The 24,298-nt window shown below is 76.5% G+C and carries 2 protein-coding genes (1 of these 2 running past the window's edge); both read right to left on the minus strand.

Annotated features, from left to right (window positions below; genetic code table 11):
- On the minus strand, positions 1 to 6,807 hold the start of the coding sequence (locus tag IAG43_RS34855) for a type I polyketide synthase (RefSeq protein WP_246574840.1). The gene continues 23,223 nt to the left of window position 1, outside the view; the window shows 6,807 of its 30,030 coding nt (coding positions 1-6,807); its start codon is at positions 6,805 to 6,807; its stop codon lies off the left edge, out of view.
- 36 nt (positions 6,808 to 6,843) lie between these two features.
- Positions 6,844 to 24,246, minus strand: a complete 17,403-nt coding sequence (locus tag IAG43_RS33385; RefSeq protein WP_187744885.1) for a type I polyketide synthase — start codon at positions 24,244 to 24,246, stop codon at positions 6,844 to 6,846.
- Positions 24,247 to 24,298 lie beyond the last annotated feature (52 nt).

The following is a 24,298-nucleotide window of genomic DNA, read 5'->3' on the forward strand; positions in this document are numbered from 1 at the left end:
GGCCAGGGCCATGGTGCACTCGCCGCTGCGCAGCGACTGCACGGCCAGGTGCAGGGCGACGAGGGACGACGAGCACGCCGTGTCGACGGTGACGGCCGGGCCCTCCAGCCCGTACGTGTACGCGAGGCGTCCGGAGGCGACGCTGGTGGAGCTGCCGGTGAGGAAGTGGCCCTCGACGCCCTCGGGCAGGCGTACGCCGACGCCGTAGCCGGACGAGGCGGCTCCGACGAAGACGCCCGCCTGGCTGCCGCGGAGCACCTGCGGGTCGATGCCCGCGTGTTCGAAGGTCTCCCAGGAGGCTTCGAGGAGGAGTCGCTGCTGCGGGTCCATCGCCAGCGCCTCGCGCGGCGAGATGTCGAAGAGGGCCGCGTCGAAGTCGGCGGCGTCGGCGAGGAATCCGCCGGCGCGGGCGTACGTGGTGCCGACGCGGTCGGGGTCCGGGTCGTACAGGGTCTCCAGTTCCCAGCCGCGGTCGGTGGGGAACGGTCCGGTGGCGTCGCCGCCCTCGGAGACCAGGCGCCACAGGTCGGCCGGGCTGTTCACCCCGCCGGGGTAGCGGCAGGCCATGCCGACGACCGCGATGGGCTCGTCGGCGGCCGCGGCCGCCGCGGCGGCGACGTGCGCCGGGGTGCTGTCGGCGAGCAGTTCGCGCAGGTGGGCGGCGAGGGCGGCCGGGGTCGGATGGTCGAAGACGAGCCCGGCGGGCAGGCGCAGTCCGGTGGCCGCGTTGACGCGGTTGCGGAGTTCGACGGAGGTCAGCGAGTCGAAGCCGAGCTCCTTGAACACCCGGTCCGGGGCAACCGATTCCACGCCCGCGTGCCCGAGGACGGCGGCGGCCTCGGCGCGCACCAGCCCGGTGAGCAGGCGGTGCTGTTCGGCGGCGGGGAGCGCGGCGAGGCGTTCGGCGAGCCCCGAACCGCCGGTGACGGCACCGGCGATACGGCGGGCGGGGGCGCGGACCAGGCCGCGGAGGAGGGCGGGCAGGGGCCGCAGCGTCCGGGCGGCGGCCAGGTCGAAGCGGAGGGGGAGCAGGTGCGGCAGGCCCGTGGCGTGGGCGGCGTCGAAGAGGGCGAGCCCTTCGTCGGTGGCGAGCGCGCCGCCGACGCGGGTCGCACGGGTGACACCGGTGGCGTCGAGGCTGCCGCTGATGGCGCTCTCCTCGGCCCACAGGCCCCAGCCGAGGGCGGTCGCGGCGAGGCCGCGGGTCCGGCGGTGCTGCGCCAGCGCCTCCAGGAAGGCGTTGGCGGCGGCGTAGTTGGCCTGGCCCGGGGAGCCGAAGGCGGAGGAGGCCGAGGCGTAGAGGGTGAAGAGGGGCAGGTCGTGGCCGGCGGTCAGCTCGTGCAGGTGGAGCGCCGCAGTGGCCTTGGGACCGAGGACGCCGCTGATCCGCTCCGGCGTCAGCGCCTCGATGACGCCGTCGTCGGCGACGCCCGCCGCGTGCACGACACCGGTCAGCGGGTGCCGGTCGGGGACGTCCGCCAGGAGTGCGGCGAGCGCGTCCCGGTCGGTGACGTCGCAGGCCGCGATCCGGACCTCGGCACCGAGCGCGTCCAGCTGCCCGGCCAGTTCCCCCGCGCCGGGTGCGGCGGGTCCGCCGCGGCTGACGAGCAGCAGGTGCCGTACGCCGTGCTGCTCGACCAGGTGGCGGGCGAGCCGCCGGCCGAGGACTCCGGTGCCTCCGGTGACGAGGACCGTGCCGTCGGGGTCGAGGGCGCGCGGCAGCGTGAGCACGTTCTTGCCGATGTGGCGGCCGGCGCCGACGTACCGGAAGACCTCCGCCGCCTGGCGGACGTCCCAGCTCCGTGCGGGCAGCAGCGTCAGCTCGCCCGTGCGGAACAGTTCCAGGACCTCCCGCAGCATCTCCTGGAGCCGGTCGGGTCCCGCCTCGCCGAGGTCGAAGGCGCGGTAGGTGCGGTCGCCGAAGGAGGCCGGGTCGCGCAGGTCGGCCTTGCCCATCTCGACGAAGCGGCCGCCGGGGGCCAGCAGCCGTGCGGAGGCGTCGATGAATTCGGCGGCGAGGGCGTTGAGGACGACGTCCACGCCGCGCCCCGCGGTGCGCTCGGCGAAGGCCGTCTCGAAGCCGAGGTCGCGCGACGAGGCGAGGTGGGCGGTGTCGAGTCCGGTCGCCGCCCACTTCGCGGGCGAGGCCGTGCCGTACACCTCGGCGCCCAGGTGCCGTGCGATCTGGACGGCCGCCATGCCCACGCCGCCGGCGGCGGCGTGCACCAGCGCGGTTTCACCGGGCGCCAGCCCCGCCAGGTCCACCAGCGCGTAGTACGCCGTCAGGAACGCCATCGGCACGGTCGCCGCGTCGGTGAAGGTCCACTCCTGCGGCACCGGCGCCACCATCCGCCGGTCCACCACGGCGAGCGGCGCGAAGCCGCCCGCGAACAGGCCGAAGACGCGGTCGCCGGGCGCGAGGTCCGTGACGCCGGAGCCGACCTCGACGACGGTGCCCGCGCCCTCCGACCCCATCAGGGCCGAGGGGTCGGGGTACTGGCCGAGCGCGATCAGGACGTCGCGGAAGTTGACGCCGGTCGCGCGGACCGCGATCCGCACCTCGCCGGGCGCCAGCTCGGCGGCCGTCTCCGGTGCCGGGGTGAGCGCCAGGTCGCGCAGCGAGCCGGAGGCGCGGTCGGCGGTGAGCCGCCAGGTGTCCGTGCCGGGTACGGCGAGGGCGCCGGACGCCGACGCGCGGGCCAGCCGGGGCGCGAACAGGGAGCCGTCGCGGAGGGCGAGCCAGGGCTCGTCGCCGTGTGCGAGCACGGCGAGCAGGTCGTCGTCGAGGGCGATGCCGCCGTCGGAGGCGATGCCGCCGTCGAGGGCAGTGCCGTCGTCCGTGTCGAGGAGGACGAAGCGGTCGGGGTGTTCGGCCTGCGCGGACCGCACGAGGCCGCCGACGGCCGCACCGGACAGACCGGTGACGTCGTCGCCGGTCAGGGCGGCCGTGGCCGAGCGGGTGACCACCACCAGACGGGACGCGGCGAACCGTTCGTCGGCCAGCCACGCCTGGAGGCCCGCGAGGACCTCCGTGACGACCGCGTCGGCGTCGGCGCCCGAGCCGGAGCCCGAGCCCGGGTCGGAGCCGGAGCCGAGGCCGGCCACGGGCCAGGTGACGACGTCGGGCACCGTGCCGGAGAAGCCGGCCAGGAAGGCGTCGAGGCCCCCGGCGGCCGTGGCGGACGTGCCCCGCCGCTCGGGCGTGGCCACGGGCGTCCAGTCGAGGGTGAACAGCGCGTCGTCGTGGCGCGGGCCGACCGCGGTCGCGGCCCGCAGGGTGAGCGAGGCGACGGTGGCGACGGGGTCGCCGCCGGGGTCGCTGATCCGCAGGGCCCAGGCGTCCGTCCCGGCGGGCGCCAGGTGGACACGGACCCGGGTGGCACCGGTCGCGTGCAGGGCGGCGCCCTCCCACGCGAAGGGCAGCCCGGCGCGCTCCGGGTCGAGGCCGGTCAGGTGCAGGGCCGCATCCAGCAGGGCGGGGTGCAGTCCGCTGCGGCCGGCCTCCCGGTGGGCGGTGTCCGGCAGTTCCACCTCGGCGTACAGGTCGCCGCCCGCCCGCCAGGCGGCCTTCAGGCCCTGGAAGACGGGGCCGTACGCGAATCCGGCCGCGGCGGCACGCCCGTAGAAGCCGTCCAGGTCCACGGGCTCGGCCGCCTCCGGCGGCCACACCTGTGCCGTGGGAGCCGGGCCGGCGGCGGAGGGGGCGAGCACGCCGGAGGCGTGGGCGGTCCACTCCTCCTCGCCGTCGGGACGCGAGTGGATCTCCACACGGCGGGTGCCGTCCTCGTTCTCCGCGCCCGCGGTGACCTGGATCTGGACTCCGCCGCGTGCGGGCAGCACCAGCGGTACGGCCAGGGTGAGGTCCTCCACGGTCCCGCAGCCGACGTACTCCCCCGCCTGCCAGGCGAGTTCGACGAACGCGGTGCCCGGGACGAGCACCTGGCCGTGGATCGTGTGGTCGGCGAGCCAGCCGTGGGTGGCGGCGGTGAGCCGCCCGGTGAGCAGCACCCCCGAGCCCGCGGCCAGCGACACGGCGGCGCCCAGCAGCGGGTGACCGGCGGCGCCGAGCCCGGCGGACGTCAGATCGCCCGAACCGATCCGGGCGCTCGGCCAGTACGCCTGCCGCTCGAACGGGTACGTGGGCAGCTCCACGCGCCCGCCGCCCGCGGCGCCGAGCGGCACCGACCAGGCGACGCGGGCGCCGTGCACATGGACGCGTGCGATGCCGTGCAGCAGCGTCGCGGCCTCGTCCCGGCCGGGACGCAGGGTGGGAACGGCGGTCGCCTCCTCGGCGACGTGCGGCACGAGCGAGGACAGCGTCCCGTCGGGGCCGAGTTCGAGGAAGCGGGTGGCGCCGGACGCGTGGGCCCGGAGCACGGCGTCGGCGAAGCGGACGGGCTCACGGATCTGGGACACCCAGTAGTCCGGAGTGGCCATGTCACCGGGCGCGGTGGCGATCAGCGGGATCGCCGGGGCGTGGTACGTCAGCGACTCCGCCACGGCGGCGAAGTCGGCGAGCATCGGTTCCATCAGGTGCGAGTGGAACGCGTGCGAGACCGTCAGCCGCTTGACGCGGACGCCGTCGGCGCGCAGGCGCTCCTCCAGCGCGTCGACCGCTGCCGCGTCGCCGGACACCGTCACCGACGTCGGCCCGTTGACGGCCGCGAGGTCCACACCCTCGGGCAGCTCCAGACCCTCCTCGGCCAGCTCGACCGCCAGCATCGCGCCGCCCTCCGGCAGCGCCTCCATCAACCGGCCCCGCGCCGACACCAGCGCGCACGCGTCGTCGAGGGACAGCACACCCGCCACATGCGCGGCGGCCAGCTCACCGATCGAATGACCCACCAGGACGTCAGGGGCCACACCCCACGACTCGACGAGCCGGTAGAGCGCGACCTCGACCGCGAACAGCGCGGGCTGCGTGTACGCGGTCCGCGCCAGCAGTTCGGCGTCCTGGCCGAACACCACGTCCCGCAAGGGCCGTTCGAGGTCCACCTGCGCGCAGACGGCGTCGAACGCCTCCGCGAACACCGGGAAGGAGGCATACAGCTCACGGCCCATGCCGATCCGCTGCGCACCCTGACCCGAGAACAGGAACGCGGTCCGGCCCGGGGCCGTCATGCCGGACTCGGTCTCCGGCGGGACCGTGCCCTCGGCCAGTCCGGCGAGGGCGCGCAGCGCGTCGTCCCGTCCTGCCGCGAGCACCACGGCCCGTGCGGCGAGCGAGGCACGGGTGGTGGCGAGCGAGTAGCCGAGGTCGGCCAGGCGTGCCTGGGGCTGCCCGGTGAGAAGGGCGTGCAGACCCGCGGCCTGGTCGCGCAGGGCGCGCGGGGTGCGGGCGGAGAGCGGCAGCGGGATCAGGGGCGGTTCGGCGGCGGTGGGTGCCGGGGCGGCCGCCTCCCGGCCGGCCTCGGGATCGGGTGCGGGGGCCTGCTCCAGGACGGTGTGCGCGTTGGTGCCGCTGACGCCGAACGAGGAGACGGCGGCACGCCGGGTCCGGCCGTCGCCGGACCAGGGGCGGTTCTCGGTGAGCAGCCGGACGTCGCCGGCGGACCAGTCCACCTGGCGGGTGGGCTCGTCGGCGTGCAGGGTGCGGGGCAGCACGCCGTGGCGCAGCGCCATGACGGCCTTGATGACACCGGCGACACCGGCGGCGGCCTGGGTGTGCCCGATGTTCGACTTCACCGACCCCAGCCACAGCGGCCGGCCGTCCTCGCGGCCGCGGCCGTACGTCGCCAGCAGCGCCTGCGCCTCGATCGGGTCGCCCAGCCGGGTGCCCGTGCCGTGCGCCTCGACCAGGTCGACGTCGGAGGGGGTGAGCCCGGCCGAGGCCAGCGCGTCACGGATGACCCGCTGCTGGGAGGGGCCGTTGGGGGCGGTCAGGCCGTTGGACGCGCCGTCCTGGTTGACGGCCGATCCCCGGACGACGGCGAGCACGTCGTGACCGTTGCGGACGGCGTCCGAGAGCCGTTCCACCAGCAGCACGCCGACGCCCTCGCCCCAGCCCGTGCCGTCCGCGCCGTCGCCGAACGCCTTGCAGCGGCCGTCGCCCGCGAGGCCGCCCTGGCGGCTGAACTCGACGAAGGCGGCGGGCGTGGCCATCACGGTGACGCCGCCGGCCAGCGCCATGGTGCACTCGCCCCTGCGCAGCGACTGGATGGCGAGGTGGAGCGCCACCAGGGACGCCGAGCACGCGGTGTCGACGGTGAGGGCGGGGCCCTCCAGACCGAAGACGTAGCTGAGGCGGCCGGACAGCACGCTGGCGACGGCTCCGGTGGCGAGGTAGCCCTCGGCGGCCGCCGGGTCGGCGGCGAGCGCGGCGGCGTAGTCCTGCCCGTTGGTGGCGGCGAAGACGCCGACCCGGGTGCCGCGCAGCGACTTGGGGTCGATGCCGGCCCGCTCGAAGACCTCCCAGGAGGTCTCCAGCAGGAGCCGCTGCTGCGGGTCCATGGCGACGGCCTCGCGCGGCGAGATCTCGAAGAGCCCGGCGTCGAACTCGGCCGCGTCGTGGAGGAATCCGCCTTCGTGGGCGTAGCTGCCGCCCGTGCGCTCGGGATCGGGGTCGAGCAGCGCGTCCAGGTCCCAGCCCCGGTCGGCCGGGAACGGCCCCACGGCGTCCCGGCCCTCGGTGACCAGCTCCCACAGCTGTTCGGGGGTGCGTACCCCGCCGGGGAAGCGGCAGGCCATGGCCACGACGGCGATGGGCTCGGAATCCCGGTCCTCCTGTTCCCGCAGCCGCTGGTGCGCCTGCCGGAGCTCACCCGTGACGAACTTCAGGTGATCGAGCAGCTTCTCTTCATTCGCCATCAGAGTGACTCCCAGCAGGCGGGACCGTACGTGTCATCAGGACTTGCCGAATTCTTTGTGGATCAGGTCGAAGAGGTCGGACGCGCTCGCCGACTCCAGGTCGATCTCGTCGGACCCGCCGTCCGCCCCGGAGCGGGCGGCGGGGGCGGCGCCCGCGGTGCGGAGCCGGTCGGTCAGATCGCGCAGCCTGGCGAGCAGGACCGCCGTCTCCTCCGCGTCGGGCGGAGTGTCGGTGAGCGCGGCCTCGAACCTCTCCAGCCGGGCGACCGCGCTCTCGGCGCCCGCCGGCCCGTCGTCCGGGCCGGGGCCGCCGGCGAGGTGCTCTCGCAGGTACGCGGCGAGCGCGGTGGGGGTCGGGTGGTCGAACGCCAGGGTCGCGGGCAGTGTCAGTCCGGTCGCGGCGTCGAGCAGGTTGCGCAGTTCGACGGCCATCACCGAGTCGGTGCCCAGGTCGCGGAACTGCCGGTCGGGGTCGATGGCCGCCGCGGTGCGGTGGCCGAGTGCCGTGGCGGTCCGGGAGACCACCAGGTCGAGCAGGATGCGCTCCTGCTCGGCCTGCGGCGCGCGGGCCAGCCGTGCGACGAGTTCCGCGCCCTGCGCCTGTCCGTCGTGGACGGGCGGGCCGGGCCGGGGTGCCGCGGGCAGCAGGTCGAGCAGCCGCCCGCCGCGCCCGGCGTCCAGGACGGGGCCGAAGCGGCTCCAGTCGATGCCGGCCACGCAGACCGTCGTCCGGTCCTCGGCGAGGACCTCGTCGAGCGCGAGGAGTGCCTCGTCCGGCGACAGGGGGGTCACTCCGGTGCGCTGCTGCTGTTCGCCGGCGGCCGTCGCCGCGCCGAGCCCCGCCCCGGCCCACGGGCCCCATGCGAGGGCCGTGGTGGTGCGGCCGGCGGCGCGGCGTGCCTCGGCGAAGGCGTCGAGCGCCGCGTGGCCCGCGGCGTAGGCGGCCTGCCCGAGGTTGCCGACGACTCCGGCGAACGAGGTGAAGAGGACGAAACGGTCGAGCCGGTGACCGGCGGTCAGCTCGTCGAGGTGGCGGACGGCCGTGAGCCGAGTGTGCAGCAGGTCCGCGACGTCGTCGGGGCTCAGGGAGGCGATCACACCGTCGGCCACCGTCCCGGCGGCGTGGACGACGCCGGTGAGCGGCAGTTCCTCCGGTACGGCCGCGAGCAGTCGGGCGAGCGCGTCCCGGTCGGTGACGTCGCAGGCGGCGAGGGTGACGCGGCTGCCGAGCACGGTGAGTTCGGCGGCCAGTTCGCCGGCTCCGGGGGCGTCCTCGCCGCGGCGTGAGACGAGCAGCAGGTGCGGGGCGCCCTGCCGGGCGAGCCGGCGGGCGGTGTGCGCGCCGAGCGCACCGGTTCCCCCGGTGACGAGGACCGTGCCCGTGGGCCGGGGGCCGTCGGCGGTGCGGTCCGCGCCGCCGGCGGGGAGGGCGACGAGGCGTCTGCCGAGCACACCGGTCCGGCGGACGGCGACCTGGTCCTCGGCACCGTCGGCGCCGAGCAGCGCGGCCAGCCGTGCTCCGGTCCGGTCGTCCCATTCGGCGGGGAGGTCGACAAGGCCGCCCCAGGTGCGGGGTGTCTCCAGGGCCGCGACCCGGCCGAAGCCCCATACGGCCGCCTGCTCCGGGTCGGGCGCCGGGTCGTCCGTGGCGGCCCGTACCGCGCCCCGGGTGGCGCACCACAGCGGACCGGGTACGGCGGCGTCGTCGAGGGCCTGCACGAGGGCGACCACCGAGGGCAGTCCGCCGTCGCCGGGCGGCAGGGCCAGCACTCCGGCGGGCGGGGTCGCTCCGGCCACGGCGCGCAGCCGGGTGGCGAGGTCGGCACGGTCGGTGGAGCCGGGGACGACGACGGTGCGGGCTCCGGCACGGCTCAGCGCCCGGCCCACCTCGTCGGCACGGCCCGCGGCGGCGTCGTCGCCGGGCGGTGTGACCAGGAGCCAGGTGCCGGCGGGGCGGGCGGTGCCCTCGGCGACCGGGACCCAGGTCACCTCGTACCGTCCGTCGCCGGAAGCGGTGCGGCGGGCCGCCTGCGGGGCCTCGGGCCAGAAGCGGGTGTGCTGGAAGGGGTAGGGCGGCAGGACGACGGGCGGTGTGCCGGGGAACGCCGCCGCCAGGTCCACGGCCGCGCCGTCGACCCAGAGCCGGGCCAGGGCGGTGAACAGGGCCTCGGTCTCGGGGCGTCCCCGGCGCAGCACGGGTGCGGCGCCGGGGACGAGCGCGCTCAGCGTGCCGTCGGGGCCGAGTTCGAGGAAGCGGGTGTGCCCGGTGGCGGTGAGGGAGGCGATCGCGTCGGCGAAGCGGACGGGCTCGCGGATCTGCGACACCCAGTAGTCGGGCGTGGCCATGTCGCCGGGGGCGGTGGGGACGACGGGAATGCTCGGGGCGTGGTAGGTCAGGGACTTCGCGACGGCGGCGAACTCGGACTGCATGGGCTCCATCAGGTGCGAGTGGAACGCGTGCGAGACCGTCAGCCGCTTGACGCGCACGCCGTCGGCCCGCAGCCGCTGCTCCAGCGCGTCGACCGCGGCCGCGTCACCGGAGACGGTGAGCGCGGTGGGCCCGTTGACCGCCGCCAGGTCCACAGCCTCCGGCAGGTCGAGATCGCCCTCGGCCAGCTCGACGGCGAGCATCGCGCCGCCCTCCGGCAGCGCGTCCATCAGCCGGCCCCGCGCCGACACGAGTGCACAGGCGTCGTCGAGGGAGAGCACACCCGCCACATGCGCGGCGGCCAGCTCACCGATCGAGTGGCCGACGAGGACGTCCGGGACCACGCCCCACGACTCGACCAGCCGGAACAGCGCGACCTCGACCGCGAACAGCCCCGCCTGGGCGTGGACCGTGCGGTCCAGCGCCTCCCCGTCCCCGAACACCACGTCCCGCAGCGGCCGTTCGAGGTCCACCCGGGCGCAGACCGCGTCGAACGCGTCCGCGAACACCGGGAACGCCTCGTACAGTTCGCGTCCCATCCCGGCGCGCTGCGCACCCTGGCCCGAGAACAGGAACGCGGTCCGGCCCTCGCGGGCGGTTCCACGGATGGTCCCGGCGGCCGGTTCGTCCGCCGTCAGGGCGGTCAGGCCGGCCGTGTAGCCGGCGGTGTCCCCGGCGAGGACGACGGCGCGGTGTGTCCGGCCGAGGCTCGTCGTGGCGAGTGTCCGGCCGGCGGCGACGCCGGAGAGTCCGGGCGTCTCGCACAGCGCCCTGAGCGACTGCGCCCGGGCACGCAGCGCCGCGTCGCTGTGGGCCGAGAACGCCCAGGGCAGTACGGCGTCCTGCGCGGCCGGCGCCGCCGGTGCGGGGGTTTCGGCCTGCTCCAGGACGACGTGGGCGTTGGTGCCGCTGATGCCGAAGGAGGAGACGGCGGCCCGGCGCGGCCGGCCGGCGCGTGGTGTCCACGCCGTCGTCTCGGTGACCAGGCGCAGGGTGCCACCGGTCCAGTCGACGGCCGGTGACGGCTCGTCGGCGTGCAGCGTGCGGGGCAGCACGCCGTGATCCATCGCCAGCAGCATCTTGATGACGCCGGCGATGCCCGCCGCCGCCTGGGTGTGGCCGATGTTGGACTTGACCGAGCCGAGGTGGAGGGGTTCCGTGCGGTCCCTGCCGTACGTGGCGAGCAGCGCCTCCGCCTCGATCGGGTCGCCGAGCCGGGTGCCGGTGCCGTGCGCCTCGACGGCGTCGACCTCCGACGGCCACAGCCGGGCCGACGCGAGCGCCGCGCGGATGACCCGCTGCTGCGCGGGGCCGTTGGGCGCGGTGAGCCCGTTGGAGGCGCCGTCCTGGTTGACCGCGCTGCCGCGCAGGATGCCCAGCACACGGCGGCCGGCGGCCCGCGCGTCCGAGAGCCTTTCCAGCAGCACCAGACCGACGCCCTCGCCCCAGCCCGTGCCGTCGGCGTCCGCGGAGAACGCCTTGCAGCGCCCGTCGGAGGCCAGACCGCGCTGGTGGGCGAACTCCAGGAAGGCGAACGGCCCGGACATGACGGTGACACCGCCCGCGAGCGCCATCGAGCACTCGCCCGACCGCAGCGACTGCGCCGCCAGGTGCAGGGCGACCAGCGACGACGAGCACGCCGTGTCCACCGTGATCGCCGGCCCCTCCAGGCCGTAGGTGTAGGAGATGCGGCCGGAGAGCACGCTGGCGGCGCTGCCGGTGGCCACGTGGCCCTCGACTCCCGAGCCGACGGCCGGGAAGAGCCCGGCGTAGTCCTGGCCGTTGGTTCCGGCGAAGACGCCGACGCGCCGGCCCCGGAGCGCGGCGGGGTCCAGGCCCGCCCGTTCGAAGGTCTCCCAGGAGGTCTCCAGCATCAGCCGCTGCTGCGGGTCCATCGCCAGCGCCTCGCGCGGGGAGACGCCGAACAGGTCCGCGTCGAACCCGGCCGCGTCGGGCAGGAAGGCCCCGCGGCGGGCGAAGTCGGGGGCGCCGTTCAGCTCCCAGCCGCGGTCGGCGGGGATGTCGCCCACCATGTCGAGGCCCGCGGTGAGCAGTTCCCAGAACTCCTCCGGGGTGGCGGCGCCGGGGAACCGGCAGCCCATCGCGACGACCGCGATCGGGTCGTCCGCCGCGGGAGGCGACGCGGGGGCGGGCGCCGCGGGAGCGGCGGCCTCGGCGGCGCCGGTGAGTTCGGCGCGCAGCCGGGCGGCGAGGGCGGCCGGTGTCGGATGGTCGAAGATCAGTCCCGCGGGGAGCGGGAGGCCGGTGGCGGCCCGCAGGGCGTTGCGCAGCTCGACGGCGGTGAGCGAGTCGAAGCCCAGGTCGCGGAAGGCCTTGTCGGGTGCGACGGTGGCGGCCGTGCCGTGGCCGAGGACGAAGGCGGCCAGGTTGCGCACCAGGTCCTCGGTGATCCGGCGCCGTTCGCCCTCGCCGGCGGCGGCGAGGCGTGCGGCGAGGCCGGTGGCGCCGTTCGGGTCCTCGGCGCCGTCCGGCGCGTCGGCGGGGACGAGTTCGCGCAGCAGCCGGCCGGGACGCGCCGCGGTGAACCCGGACGCGAAGCGCGCCCAGTCGACGTCGGCGACGACGACGGCCGCGCCGTCGCCGTGGGTGCCGTCGAGCGTCCGGCCGAGCACGGTGACGGCGAGGTCCGGGGAGAGCGGGCTGAGGCCGGAGCGGCGCAGCCGCTGGGTGAGCGCCTCGTCCTCGGCCATGCCGCTCTCGGCCCACGGCCCCCAGCCGATCGAGACGGCCGGCAGGCCCAGGGCCCGGCGGCGCTCGGCGAGCGCGTCCAGATGGGCGTTGGCGGCGGCGTAGTTGGCCTGGCCGGCCGTGCCGACGGCGCCGGTGAAGGACGAGAAGAGGACGAAGGCGTCGAGCGGAAGGCCGCGGGAGAGGACGTCGAGGTTCTCGGCGGCCGTGGTCTTGGACCTGAGCACCTGCTCGAAGCGGTCCGGCGTCAGGCTGTCGAGCACACCGTCGTCCAGCACACCGGCCGAGTGGACGACCGCGGTGAGCGGGTGCTCCTCCGGTATGCCGGCGAGAAGCGCGGCGAGCGCGTCCCGGTCGGCGGCGTCGCAGGCCACGGCCGTCGCGGTGGTGCCCGCCGCGGCCAGTTCGGCGACGAGGGCGGCGGCGCCGGGCGCCTCGGGTCCGCGTCTGCCGACGAGCAGCAGCCGGGTGTGGCCGCGTGCGGCGAGCAGCCGGGCGACCTGGGCGCCGAGCGCGCCGGTGCCGCCGGTGACCAGCACGGTGCCGTCGGTCCGGGGCGCGGGCGCCCCGGCCGCGGGCGGCGTCGGCGTCGGCGAGGCGACGAGCCGGCGGGCGTGGACGCCGTCGGCGCGTACCGCGACCTGGTCCTCCGCGTCGACTCCCCCGTCGCCCGCCGTCCCGCCCGCGAGCACGGCGCACAGCCGGGTCCCGGCGCGCTCGTCGAGGGTGGCGGGCAGGTCGAGCAGCCCGCCCCAGACATGCGGCAGTTCCAGTGCGGCGACCCGGCCGAAGCCCCAGATCTGGGCCTGTGCGGGGTCGGGCGGGCCGTCGGCGCGGCCGGTCGAGACCGCGCCCCGGGTGAGCGTCCACAGCGGGACGTCGGCGTCGGCGCAGGCCTGGGTGAGCAGGAGGGTGGCGGCGAGACCGCGGGTGAGGGCGGCGCCCGCGTGCAGCGGCTCGGTGTCCGTCCCCAGCAGCGACACGACGCCCGCGAGTTCTCCGTACGAGCGGAGCCGGTCGGCGAGGGCGGCACGGTCGGCGAGGGCGGCACGGTCGGCGATCAGTTCGAGCACGGTGGCTCCGCCGCGCCGCAGCACGTCGGCGATCCGCGGACCCGTACCGCTTTCGGCGTCGTCGTGGGCGAGGCCGGTGCCGTCGGAGCCGTCCGCGGTACCGGTGCCGTCTGTGCCGTGGGAGCCCTCCGGTCCGACGACGAGCCAGACACCGTCGAGCACGGCGGGTGCCGCGGCGACGGGCCGCCAGACGGCGCGGTGGTACCAGGAACCGACGGTCTCCTCGGTGCGCCGGCGGTCGTGCCAAGACGAAAGGTGCGGCATCAGGCCGGCCAGGCCGGGCCGCGCGTCGTCGGGCAGTCCCAGCGTGTCGGCGAGCCGGTCGACGTCCCGCCCGGCGACGGCCGTCCAGAATCCCGCCTCCGCCCGGTCGGGACCGCCGGCGGGCACGGCGTCGGCCACGGCGTCGGGCCAGTACCGCTCGTGCTGGAACGCGTACGTGGGCAGCTCGACGGGACGGCCCCCGAGGGGCGCGAAGTACGCCTCCCAGGCGACGTCGGTGCCGTGGACGTACAGCGTCGCCACGGCCCGCAGCAGCACGGTGTGTTCGCCGTGCCCGGAACGCAGGGCCGGCACGGCGGTCGCCTCCTCGGCGACGTGCGGGACGAGGGCGGACAGGGTGGCGTCCGGGCCGAGCTCCAGGAAGGTCCGGGTGGCGGTGAGGGAGGCGACCGCCTCGGCGAAGCGGACGGGCTCCCGGATCTGGGACACCCAGTAGTCGGGCGTGGCCATGTCGCCGGGCGCGGTGGCGACCAGCGGGATCGACGGCGCCTGGTACGTCAGGGACTTCGCCACGGCGGCGAACTCGGCGAGCATCGGCTCCATCAGGTGCGAGTGAAACGCGTGCGAGACGGTCAGGCGCTTCACGCGGACGCTCCGGGCGCGCAGCTGCTCTTCGAGCGCGTCGATCGCCTGCGCGTCACCGGACACCGTCACCGACGTCGGCCCGTTCACCGCCGCCAGGTCCACCCCCTCCGGCAGCTCCAGACCCTCCTCGGCCAGCTCGACCGCGAGCATCGCGCCGCCCTCCGGCAGCGACTCCATCAACCGGCCCCGCGCCGAGACGAGACGGCAGGCGTCGTCCAGCGACAGCACACCGGCCACATGCGCGGCGGCCAGCTCACCGATCGAATGACCGACCAGGACGTCCGGGGTCACACCCCACGACTCCACGAGCCGGAACAGCGCCACCTCGACCGCGAACAGCGCGGGCTGCGTGAACGCGGTCCGCGCCAACAGCTCCGCGTCCTCCCCGAACACCACGTCCCGCAACGACCGTTCCACATCCACCCGCGCGCACACGGCGTCGAACGCCTCCGCGAACACCGGGAACTCCTCGTACAGCTCACGGCCCATCCCGACCCGCTGCGCACCCTGCCCCGAGAACAGGAACGCGGTCCGGCCCGAGGTCGCGGCCCCGGTCGGTGTGCCGGGGCGCCCGACGGCGAACGCGTCGAGTTCGCGCAGCAGTTCCTCGGTCCCCGTCCCCAGGACGACCGCCCGGTGCTCCAGCGCCGCGCGCCGGGTCGCGAGCGAGAGCCCGATGTCGGCGGGGCGCCCGGCGGCGGCCGTGTCCCGCAGCCGGGCCGCCTGGGCGCGCAGGCCCTCCGGCGAGGCGCCGCTGAGCACCCATGGCATCAGGGTGTCCGGCGCCGCAGGCGTGTCCGGGCGGTCGTCGGCGACGGGCGCCGCGACGGTCGCCTCGGGGGCCTGCTCGATCATGGTGTGCGCGTTGGTGCCACTGATGCCGAACGAGGAGACCGCCGCGCGGCGGGGCCGCCCGGTCGCCGGCCACGGCCGTTCCTCGGTGAGGAGTTCCACGGCGCCCGCCGACCAGTCCACGTGCGGCGAGGGCACGCCCGCGTGCAGGGTGCGGGGCAGCACGCCGTGCCGCAGCGCCATCACGGCCTTGATGATGCCGCCGACGCCCGCCGCCGCCTGGGTGTGCCCGATGTTCGACTTCAACGAGCCGAGGTAGAGGGGCTGTTCGGGGCTCCGGTCCCGCCCGTAGGTCGCCAGCAGCGCTTCGGCCTCGACCGGGTCGCCGAGCTTGGTGCCCGTGCCGTGCGCCTCCACCAGGTCCACGTCGGCGGCGGTGAGGCCCGCGTCGGCGAGCGCCGCCCGGATGACCCGCTCCTGGGAGGGGCCGTGGGGCGCGGTGAGACCGTTGGACGCGCCGTCCTGGTTGACGGCCGAGCCGGTCACGACCGCGAGCACCTGGTGGCCGTTGCGGCGGGCGTCGGAGAGCCGCTCCACCAGCAGCACACCGGCGCCCTCGGACCAGCCGGTGCCGTCCGCGTCGGCCGAGAAGGACTTGCAGCGGCCGTCCGGGGCGAGCCCGCGCTGTCTGCTGAAGTCCACGAAGACGCTGGGCGTCGACATCACGGTGACGCCTCCGACGAGCGCCATCGAGCACTCTCCCGCCCGCAGCGACCGGGCGGCCAGGTGCAGGGCGACCAGGGACGACGAGCACGCGGTGTCGACGGTGACGGCGGGGCCCTCCAGGCCGTACGTGTACGCGATCCGGCCGGAGACCACGCTGCCCGCGCCGCCGGTGGCCCGGTACCCCTCCGTCTCGGGCAGCGTCTCGGCGGCGGCCGCGTAGTCGTGGTACATGACACCGGCGAAGACGCCGGTGTCGCTGCCGCGCAGACCCGCCGGGTCGATGCCGGCCCGTTCGAAGGTCTCCCAGGACAGTTCGAGCATCAGCCGCTGCTGGGGGTCCATGGCCAGCGCCTCGCGCGGGGAGACGCCGAAGAGGCCGGCGTCGAAGGCGGCGGCGTCGTGGAGGAAGCCGCCGTGCCGCGCGTAGGTGGTGCCGGGGCGGGACGGGTCGGGGTCGTGGAGACGTGCGAGGTCCCAGCCGCGGTCGGTGGGGAAGCGGGTGATGCCGTCGCGTCCCTCCCGGACCATGCGCCACAGTTCCTCGGGGCTGTCGACACCGCCCGGATAGCGGCAGCTCATGGCGACGACGGCGATCGGCTCGTCCGTCGCGGCGGCCCGCCGGGGGCCGGACCGCCGGTCGGCGCCGGCCGCGGCCGGGGCCAGTTCGTCGCGGAGGTGCGCCGTCAGCGCGGCGGGACTGGGGTGGGAGAAGACGAGGGTGGCGGACAGCCGCAGACCGGTTGCGGCGGCCAGCCTGTTGCGCAGTTCGACGCCCGTGAGGGAGTCGAAGCCGAGGTCCTTGAAGGTCCGGTCGGTGTCCACGTGGGTACCGGAGGAGTGGCCCAGCACGGCCGCGACCGTCGTCCGGACCAGTTCCTCGACGGCACGCGTCCGCTCCGGCTCCGGCAGCGCCGCGAGGCCGCGGGCGTCCCCGGCGGGACCGGCCGCGGCGGTGGCGGCCGAGCGGAGCGCGGGGCGGGCGAGGTGGAGCAGCAGTGGCGGTACGGAGGAGCCGGAGCCTCCGGGGGCCGGCTCGGCGGCCATGGCCAGCACATGGGCGGGCCCGGCGGCGGCCGCGTCGAGCAGCCGCACCCCCTGGTCCGGGTCGAGCGCGCCGCCCAGCGCGGCGAACCGTGCGCGGTCCGCCGCCCCGAGGCGGCCGGCCATGCCCCCGGCGCCGCCCCACAGCCCCCAGCCGATGGAGACGGCGGGCAGGCCGTCGGCACGCCGGCGGGCGGCGAGGGCGTCGAGGAACGCATTGGCGGCGGCGTAGGACGCCTGGCCCGCGGTGCCGAAGGAGCCGGCCACGGACGAGAACAGCACGAAGGAGGTCAGGCCGTGACGGCGGGTCGCCTCGTCGAGGAGGGCGGCCGCCTCGGCCTTGGGGCGCAGTACCGCGGCGACCCGTTCGGGGGTGAGCGAGGTGAGCAGCCCGTCGTCGAGGACGCCCGCGGTGTGGACGACGGAGGTGACGGGGTGGTCGGCGAGCACCCGGTCGAGGTCGTGCGGGTCGGCGGCGTCACCGGCGACGACCGTCACGGTGACGCCCTGGGCGGTCAGTTCGGCGGTCAGCTCCGCCGCGCCGGGCGCGTCGGGGCCCCGGCGGCCGAACAGGACGAGACGCCCGACGCCGTGCGCGGCGGCGAGGTGGCGGGCCACGCGGACGCCGAGGGCACCGGTGCCGCCGGTGATCAGGACCGTGTCGCCAGGGCCCCACGGCGCGGCGGTGGTGTCCGCCCGCAGCCGTGCCGCACGCGGGACCAGGGCGGTGCCGTTGCGCAGGGCGGTCTGGGGGGTGCCGCCGGGCAGGCCCGCGGCGAGCGCGGCGGCCGACTCGTCCGTACCGTCCAGGTCCACCAGGCCGAAGCGGCCCGGGTGTTCGGTCTGCGCGGACCGCACCAGGCCCCAGACCGCGGCCGCGGCCGGGTCGGCACTCTCGCCGTCGGCCGTGGCGAGGGCGTTGCGGGTGACGACGACGAGCCGGCTGTCGGCGAAACGCTCGTCCCGCACCCAGTCGTGGAGCAGGGCGAGGACGGCGGTGACCGTGTCGTGGGCACGCTGCGCGAGGGCGGCGCCTGCCGCGAGCGGCTCCGGTCCGGCGCCCACGCAGGCGAGCACGGTGCCGGTGACGGGCTCCGGCGTGCCGTCCGCCAGGGCGTCGGGGCCGCGCAGTCCGGTCGCTCCGGTGATCGCGTCGAAGAGGTCGGTCGTGCCCACGGGCACGGCCGCGAACGGTGTGCCGTGTTCTCCGCCGCCACCGGCGGGGAGCCAGTCGACGCCGTAGAGCACCCCCGTGGAGGCGTCGCCCAGCCGGTCGGCGGCCACCGGCCGGAAGGCGAGCGAGCGCACCGTGAGCACGGGCGCGCCCGCCAGGTCTGCGAGCCGGACCGCGTACTCGTCGGGGCCGCGCCGGGTGAGCGTGACGCGCAGGGCGGTGGCGCCGACCGCGTGCCGGGTCACACCGGACCAGGCGAACGGGAGCAGGGCGGTGCCGTCCTCGCGGAGCAGTCCGGCGGTGCCCAGCGCGTGCAGGGCGGCGTCGTACAGCGCGGCCTGCGGCCCCCCGGGCAGCTCGACCTCCGCGTGCACGGTGTCGCCGTCGCGCCATACCGCGCGAAGTCCGCGGAAGGCGGGGCCGTAGTCGAGTCCGGACGCCGCGAGCAGGTCGTACTCCGGTGCGCCGGCGGTGCCCGTGGGCGGCCAGGTGGCGTCGCCCGGCCCCTCGTCGGCCCCGGGGCGTCCGGCGGGCTCCAGGGTGCCGGCGGCGTGGGTGGTCCAGGGGGCCCCGGCGTCCGCGTCGGGGCGGCTGTGGATCTCGACGCTCTGCCCGGACACCGTCATCTGGACCTGGGTGCCGCCCGTCCGGGGCAGCACCAGCGGTTCGCTCACGATGAGCTCGGCGAGCCCCGGCAGCCCCGCCCGGTCCGCCGCGTGCAGGGCGAGGTCGACGAGGGCGGTGCCCGGCAGCACGATCCGGCCGTGGACGGCGTGGTCGGCGAGCCAGGGGTGGGTGGCCGTGCCGACGACGCCGGTCCAGACCTGCCCGCCGTCGCCCGCGAGCGGCACGACGGCCCCCAGCAGGGGGTGGCCGGCCACGGACAGCCCGGCGACGGCCAGGGCGGTGGTGGAGGGCGCCTGGGACGTCCAGTGGCGGGTGCGCTGGAAGGCGTAGGACGGCAGTTCGACGGGGCGCGGGCCGCCGGGGCCGGCGACGGCTGCCCAGTCCGGGGCCGCGCCCCGGGTCCAGAGGGCGGCGACGGCGGCGAGCGCGGACCCGCTCCCGGTGTGGTCGCGGCGGAGCAGGGGCACGGCGGTCGCGTCCTCGGCGATGTGCGGGACGAGGGCGGACAGGGTGCCGTCGGGGCCGAGTTCGAGGAAGGTCCGGGTGGCGGTGAGGGAGGCGACCGCGTCGGCGAAGCGGACGGGCTCCCGGATCTGCGACACCCAGTAGTCGGGGGTGGCCATGTCGCCGGGCGCGGTGGCGACCAGCGGGATCGACGGAGCGTGATACGTCAGCGACTCCGCCACCGAAGCGAAATCGGCGAGCATCGGCTCCATCAGGTGCGAGTGGAACGCGTGCGAGACGGTCAGGCGCTTCACGCGGACGTTCCGGGCGCGCAGCTGCTCCTCGAGCCCGTCGATCGCCTGCGCGTCGCCGGAGACGGTGAGCGAGGTGGGCCCGTTGACAGCCGCGAGGTCCACGCCGTCGGGCAGCTCCAGACCCTCCTCGGCCAGCTCGACCGCGAGCATCGCACCGCCCTCCGGCAGCGCCTCCATCAACCGGCCCCGCGCCGACACCAGCGCACACGCGTCGTCCAGCGACAGCACACCCGCCACATGCGCGGCAGCCAGCTCACCGATCGAATGCCCCACCAGCACGTCCGGGGCCACACCCCACGACTCCACCAGCCGGAACAGCGCCACCTCGACCGCGAACAGCGCGGGCTGCGTGTACGCGGTCCGTGCCAACAGCTCCGCGTCCTGGCCGAACACCACGTCCCGCAACGGCCGTTCCACATCCACCCGGTCGCACACGGCGTCGAACGCCTCCGCGAACACCGGGAACGCCTCGTACAGCTCACGGCCCATACCTACCCGCTGCGCACCCTGACCCGAGAACAGGAACGCGGTCCGGCCCGAGGTCGCGGCCCCGGTGAGCACGCCCGCCGTCTCGTGGCCCTCGGCCAGTGCGTCGAGGCGGGCCGCCAGTTCCTCGCGGTCGGCGGCGAACACGGCCGCGCGGCGGTCCAGGACGAAGCGCGTCGTGGCCGACGAGCGCGCGATCCGGGCCACCGGAACCGACGGTTCGGAGGCCAGGAAGTCCCGCAGCCGGGCGGCCTGGGCGCGCAGTGCGGCCTCGCCGCGCCCCGACAGGAGCACGGGGAGCACGGGGACCCCGTCGTCGCCGGAGGCCGGAGCTGCCTCTTCCGCGGGCGGCGCGGCGGGCGCGGCGGGGACGGCGGGGGCCGCCTCGATGACCGCGTGGGCGTTGGTGCCGCTGATCCCGAACGAGGAGACGGCGGCCCGGTGCGGCCGGTCCGCGGCCGGCAGGACGACGTCCTCGGTGAGCAGGCGTACGGCGCCTGCCGACCAGTCGACGTGGGGCGAGGGGACGGCCGCGTGCAGGGTGCGGGGCAGCACGCCGTGGCGCAGCGCCATGACGGCCTTGATGACACCGGCGACACCGGCGGCGGCCTGGGTGTGCCCGATGTTCGACTTCACCGACCCCAGCCACAGCGGCCGGTCGGCGTCCCGGCCGCGGCCGTACGTCGCCAGCAGCGCCTGCGCCTCGATCGGGTCGCCCAGCCGGGTGCCCGTGCCGTGCGCCTCGACCACGTCCACGTCACCGGGAGCAAGGCCCGCCGACGCCAGTGCGTCACGGATCACCCGCTGCTGCGCGAGGCCGTTGGGGGCGGTCAGGCCGTTGGACGCGCCGTCGGAGTTGACGGCCGAGCCGCGCACGACGGCCAGGACGGGCTGTCCGTCGGCGACCGCGTCGGACAGCCGCCGCAGGACCAGCATGCCCGCGCCCTCGGACCAGCCGGTGCCGTCGGCGTCCGCTCCGAACGCCTTGCAGCGGCCGTCGGGTGAGAGGCCGCCCTGGCGCGCGAACTCGGCGAGGACGCCCGGCGTGGCCATCAGGGTGACACCGCCCGCAAGGGCCGTGGAGCACTCCCCCGCGCGCAGTGCCTGGACGGCCAGGTGCAGCGCGACGAGCGACGAGGAGCACGCCGTGTCCACGGTCACCGCCGGGCCGTCGAACCCGAAGGTGTAGGCGATGCGGCCGGAGGCGACGCTCGCGGTCGATCCGGTGAGCAGATAGCCGTCGGAGCCTTCGGAGGGCTCGTGCATCCGGGGTCCGTAGTCCTGCGCGGTGGCGCCGATGTAGACGCCGGTGCGGCTGCCGCGGAGCGCCGCGGGGTCGGTGCCGATCCGCTCCAGCGCCTCCCAGGAGGTCTCCAGGAGGAGCCGCTGCTGGGGGTCCATGGCCTGCGCCTCGCGGGGCGAGATGCCGAAGAGTCCGGCGTCGAAGCCCGCGATGTCGTCCAGGAACCCTCCGGCGGTGGGGAGTTCGGTGTCCAGTGCGTCGAGGGAGGGCTGCCAGCCCCGGTCGTCGGGGAGGTCGCCGAGCACCTCGCGGCCGTCGCTGAGCACCTGCCACAGCGCGGCGGGCGAGTCGATGCCGCCGGGGAAGCGGCAGGCCATGGCGACGACGGCGACCGGGTCGCCGCCGTGCGCGTCCCGTGCCGGGGCCGCGCTCCGCGGCGTCCCGTCGGTGCCTTCGGTGCCGTCGGTGCCGTCGGTGCCGTCGGTGCCGTCGGTGCCGTCGGTGCCGTCGGTGCCGTCGCCGCGCAGCGTGTCGCACAGGTGCCGGGCGACGGCGGCGGGGGTGGGCCGGTCGAAGAGGTAGGTGGGCGGCAGGGCGAGGCCGGTGGCGGCGGCGAGCCGGTCCCGGAGTTCGACCAGGGTCACCGAGGCGAGCCCCAGGGCCTTGAACGTCAGTTCCGGGTCCACGTCCGCCGCCGCGGCGAAGCCGCCGGCGACGGCCGCGTGGGACCGGACCAGTTCGAGGACGGTGGCGCGGGCGGACTGCGGCGAGGCTGCGCGCAGCTGCGCGCGCAGCGGGTCGTCCCGGTCCGCGGCGGTGTCCGGGGCGGCGGTGTCCGGGGCCGGGGCGTGCGGGACGGCGGGGCCGCCGCTCCCCTGCGCGGCGGCGGCTCCGGGCCGCCAGTGGCGCTCGCGCTGGAAGGCGTACGTGGGCAGGTCCACGATCGCGCCGGGCGGGGCGGGCAGGCGGACGTCGCGGCCGTGGGCGAGCAGTTCGGCGGCGGAGGCGAGCAGCCGGGCCGGCTCCCCCTCGCCGCGCCGCAGCGATCCGACGACGGCGGTGCCGGGCACGTCGAGTACGGCCAGGGTGTCGCGGACCGCGGGCACCAGGACGGGGTGCGGGGTGACCTCGACGAGGAAGCGGAAGTCCTCCTCGGCCAGCCGGCGGACGGCGGCGGCGAACTCGACCGTGGAGCGCAGGTTCCGGTACCAGTAGGCGGCGTCCAGGCCGGCCGTGTCGGTCCACTCCCCGGTGACGGTGGACAGGAACGGCACGTCGGAGGTGCGGGGCCTGATGCCGGCCAGGGCCGTCATCAGCTCGTCCCGCACGCGTTCCACGTGCGCGGAGTGCGAGGCGTAGTCCACCGGTATCCGCTTGGCCGTGACGCCGTCGCCGGCGCACCGTGCCGCGAAGGCGTCGAGGGCGGCGGGCGGTCCCGACACCACGACGGCGGCCGGCCCGTTGTCGGCGGCGAGCGAGAGCTCGGGGTCCTCGTCCAGCCACGGGCGGACCCGGTCGGCCCCGGCCTGCACGGACAGCATTCCGCCCTGCCCGGCCAGGGAGATCAGGGCACGGCTGCGCAGCGCGACGACCGCGGCCGCGTCCTCGAGGGACAGCGCGCCCGCGACGCAGGCGGCGGCGATCTCGCCCTGGGAGTGTCCGGCGACGGCGTCGGGCTCGACGCCCATCGACCGCCAGGTCTCGGCGAGGGCCACCATGACGGCGAAGAGCGCGGGCTGCACCACGTCGACCCGGTCCAGCGCGGGGGCGCCCTCGGCGCCGCGCAGGACGTCGGTCAGCAGGAAGTCCGTGTGCGGGGCGAGCGCCGCCTCGCAGGCGTGGATCGTGCGGGTGAACGCCTCGTCGGCGCCGAGGAGTCCGGCGGCCATGGCCGGCCACTGGGAGCCCTGCCCGGAGAAGAGCATGGCCAGCTTCCCGGTGCGGGCGCCGGCTTCGCTGACGCCGGGCGCCGGCAGTCCGGCGGCGACCGCGCCGAGCTGGGCGAGCAGCTGCTCCCGGTCGTCGGCGAGGAGGACGGCCCTGCGGGCGAAGCGGGTCCGGGTGGTGGCCAGCGAGTGGGCCACGTCCGGCACGGCCAGGCCGTTCTCCCGCACCGCGTCCCGGAGCCGGGCGGCCTGGGCGCGCAGCGCCTGCGCGGTGTGCCCGGAGACGACGACCGGCGTGGGCAGCCCCGGACGGGCGGTCCGGGCGGCCTCGGCACGGGCGGCGGGGGCGGCCTCCGGGCCACCGGTCACGGCGGCGGGCGCCGGGCCGATCACCAGGTGGCAGTTGGTGCCGCCCATGCCGAAGGAGCTGACTCCGGCGAAGCCCTCGCCCCCCAGGGCGCCGTTCTCGGTCTGCACGCGCAGGTTCAGCCGGTCCAGCGGGATGCCCGCCGGGGCGGAGCGGAAGTTGAGGCTCGGCGGCACGACGCCCCGCTCGACCACGAGCACGGCCTTCAGCAGGCCCGCGATGCCGGCGGCGCCCTCCAGGTGCCCGATGTTGGTCTTCACCGAGCCGACGGGGAGCGGTGTGCTGCGCGCGGCGCCGAGCGCGGCACCGAGGGCGGCGGCCTCGACGGGGTCGCCGACCGGGGTTCCGGTGCCGTGGAGTTCGACGTAGCCGATCGCGTCAGGGGCGATCCCCGCACGGGCGTGCGCGGTGCGCAGGACGGCCTCCTGCGCGGCCGCGCTGGGCGCGGTGAGGCTGGGTCCGCCGCCGTCGTTGTTGACGGCGCTGCCGTGGACGACCGCGTGGACGCGGTCGCCGTCGGCGAGGGCGCGGGCGAGCGGCTTGAGGACGACGACGGCGCCGCCCTCGCCGCGGACGAAGCCGTTGGCGCGCTCGTCGAAGGTGTAGCAGCGGCCGTCCGGGGAGAGCCCGCCGAAGCGCAGTGCGGCGACGGTGCTGTCGGGGGCCAGGGCGAGGCTGACGCCGCCGGCGAGGGCGACGTCGGACTCGCCGCGCGCCAGGCTCTCGCAGGCGAGGTGGACCGAGACCAGGGACGAGGACTGTCCGGCGTCGACGGTGAGGCTGGGGCCGTGCAGGCCGAGCGTGTAGGAGACCCGGTTGGCGATGACGCCGCGCTGGAGGCCGGGCATGGAGTACCGGTCGGTGCCGGCGTCGCCCTCGCGGTGCAGGAGGGTCGCGTAGTCGTCCCAGATCGCGCCGAGGAAGACTCCGGTGCGGCTGCCGCTCAGACGGGCCGGGACGTACCGGGCGTCCTCCAGCGCCTCCCAGGCGAGTTCGAGGGTGAGGCGCTGCTGCGGGTCGGCCGCGGCGGCCTCACGGGGCGAGATGCCGAAGAAGGCGGCGTCGAAGTCGGCGACGTGCTCGATGAATCCGCCGCGCGGCACTCCGGGCACGGCCACGCGGTCGGCGGGGGTCGCGGTGACCGCGTCGCCGCCCGCGGCGAGCAGCTCCCACAGCGGGGCGGGTCCGGGGGCGCCGGGCAGCCTGCACGCGTACCCGATGATCGCCACGGCCTCGGAACCACCGGTGTACGTATCCGACATGAATGCCCCGTATCACTCGACGTCGCGAGTCTCACCGGAACCGAGTCTTCCG

Origin of the sequence: Streptomyces genisteinicus, from assembly GCF_014489615.1 — a bacterium.
Classification (GTDB): Bacteria; Actinomycetota; Actinomycetes; order Streptomycetales; family Streptomycetaceae; genus Streptomyces; species Streptomyces genisteinicus.

Coding starts and splice junctions, on each gene's coding strand:
- IAG43_RS33385 (WP_187744885.1), bottom strand. CDS start 24,246: ATGTCGGATACGTACACCGGTGGTTCCGAGGCCGTGGCGATCATCGGG.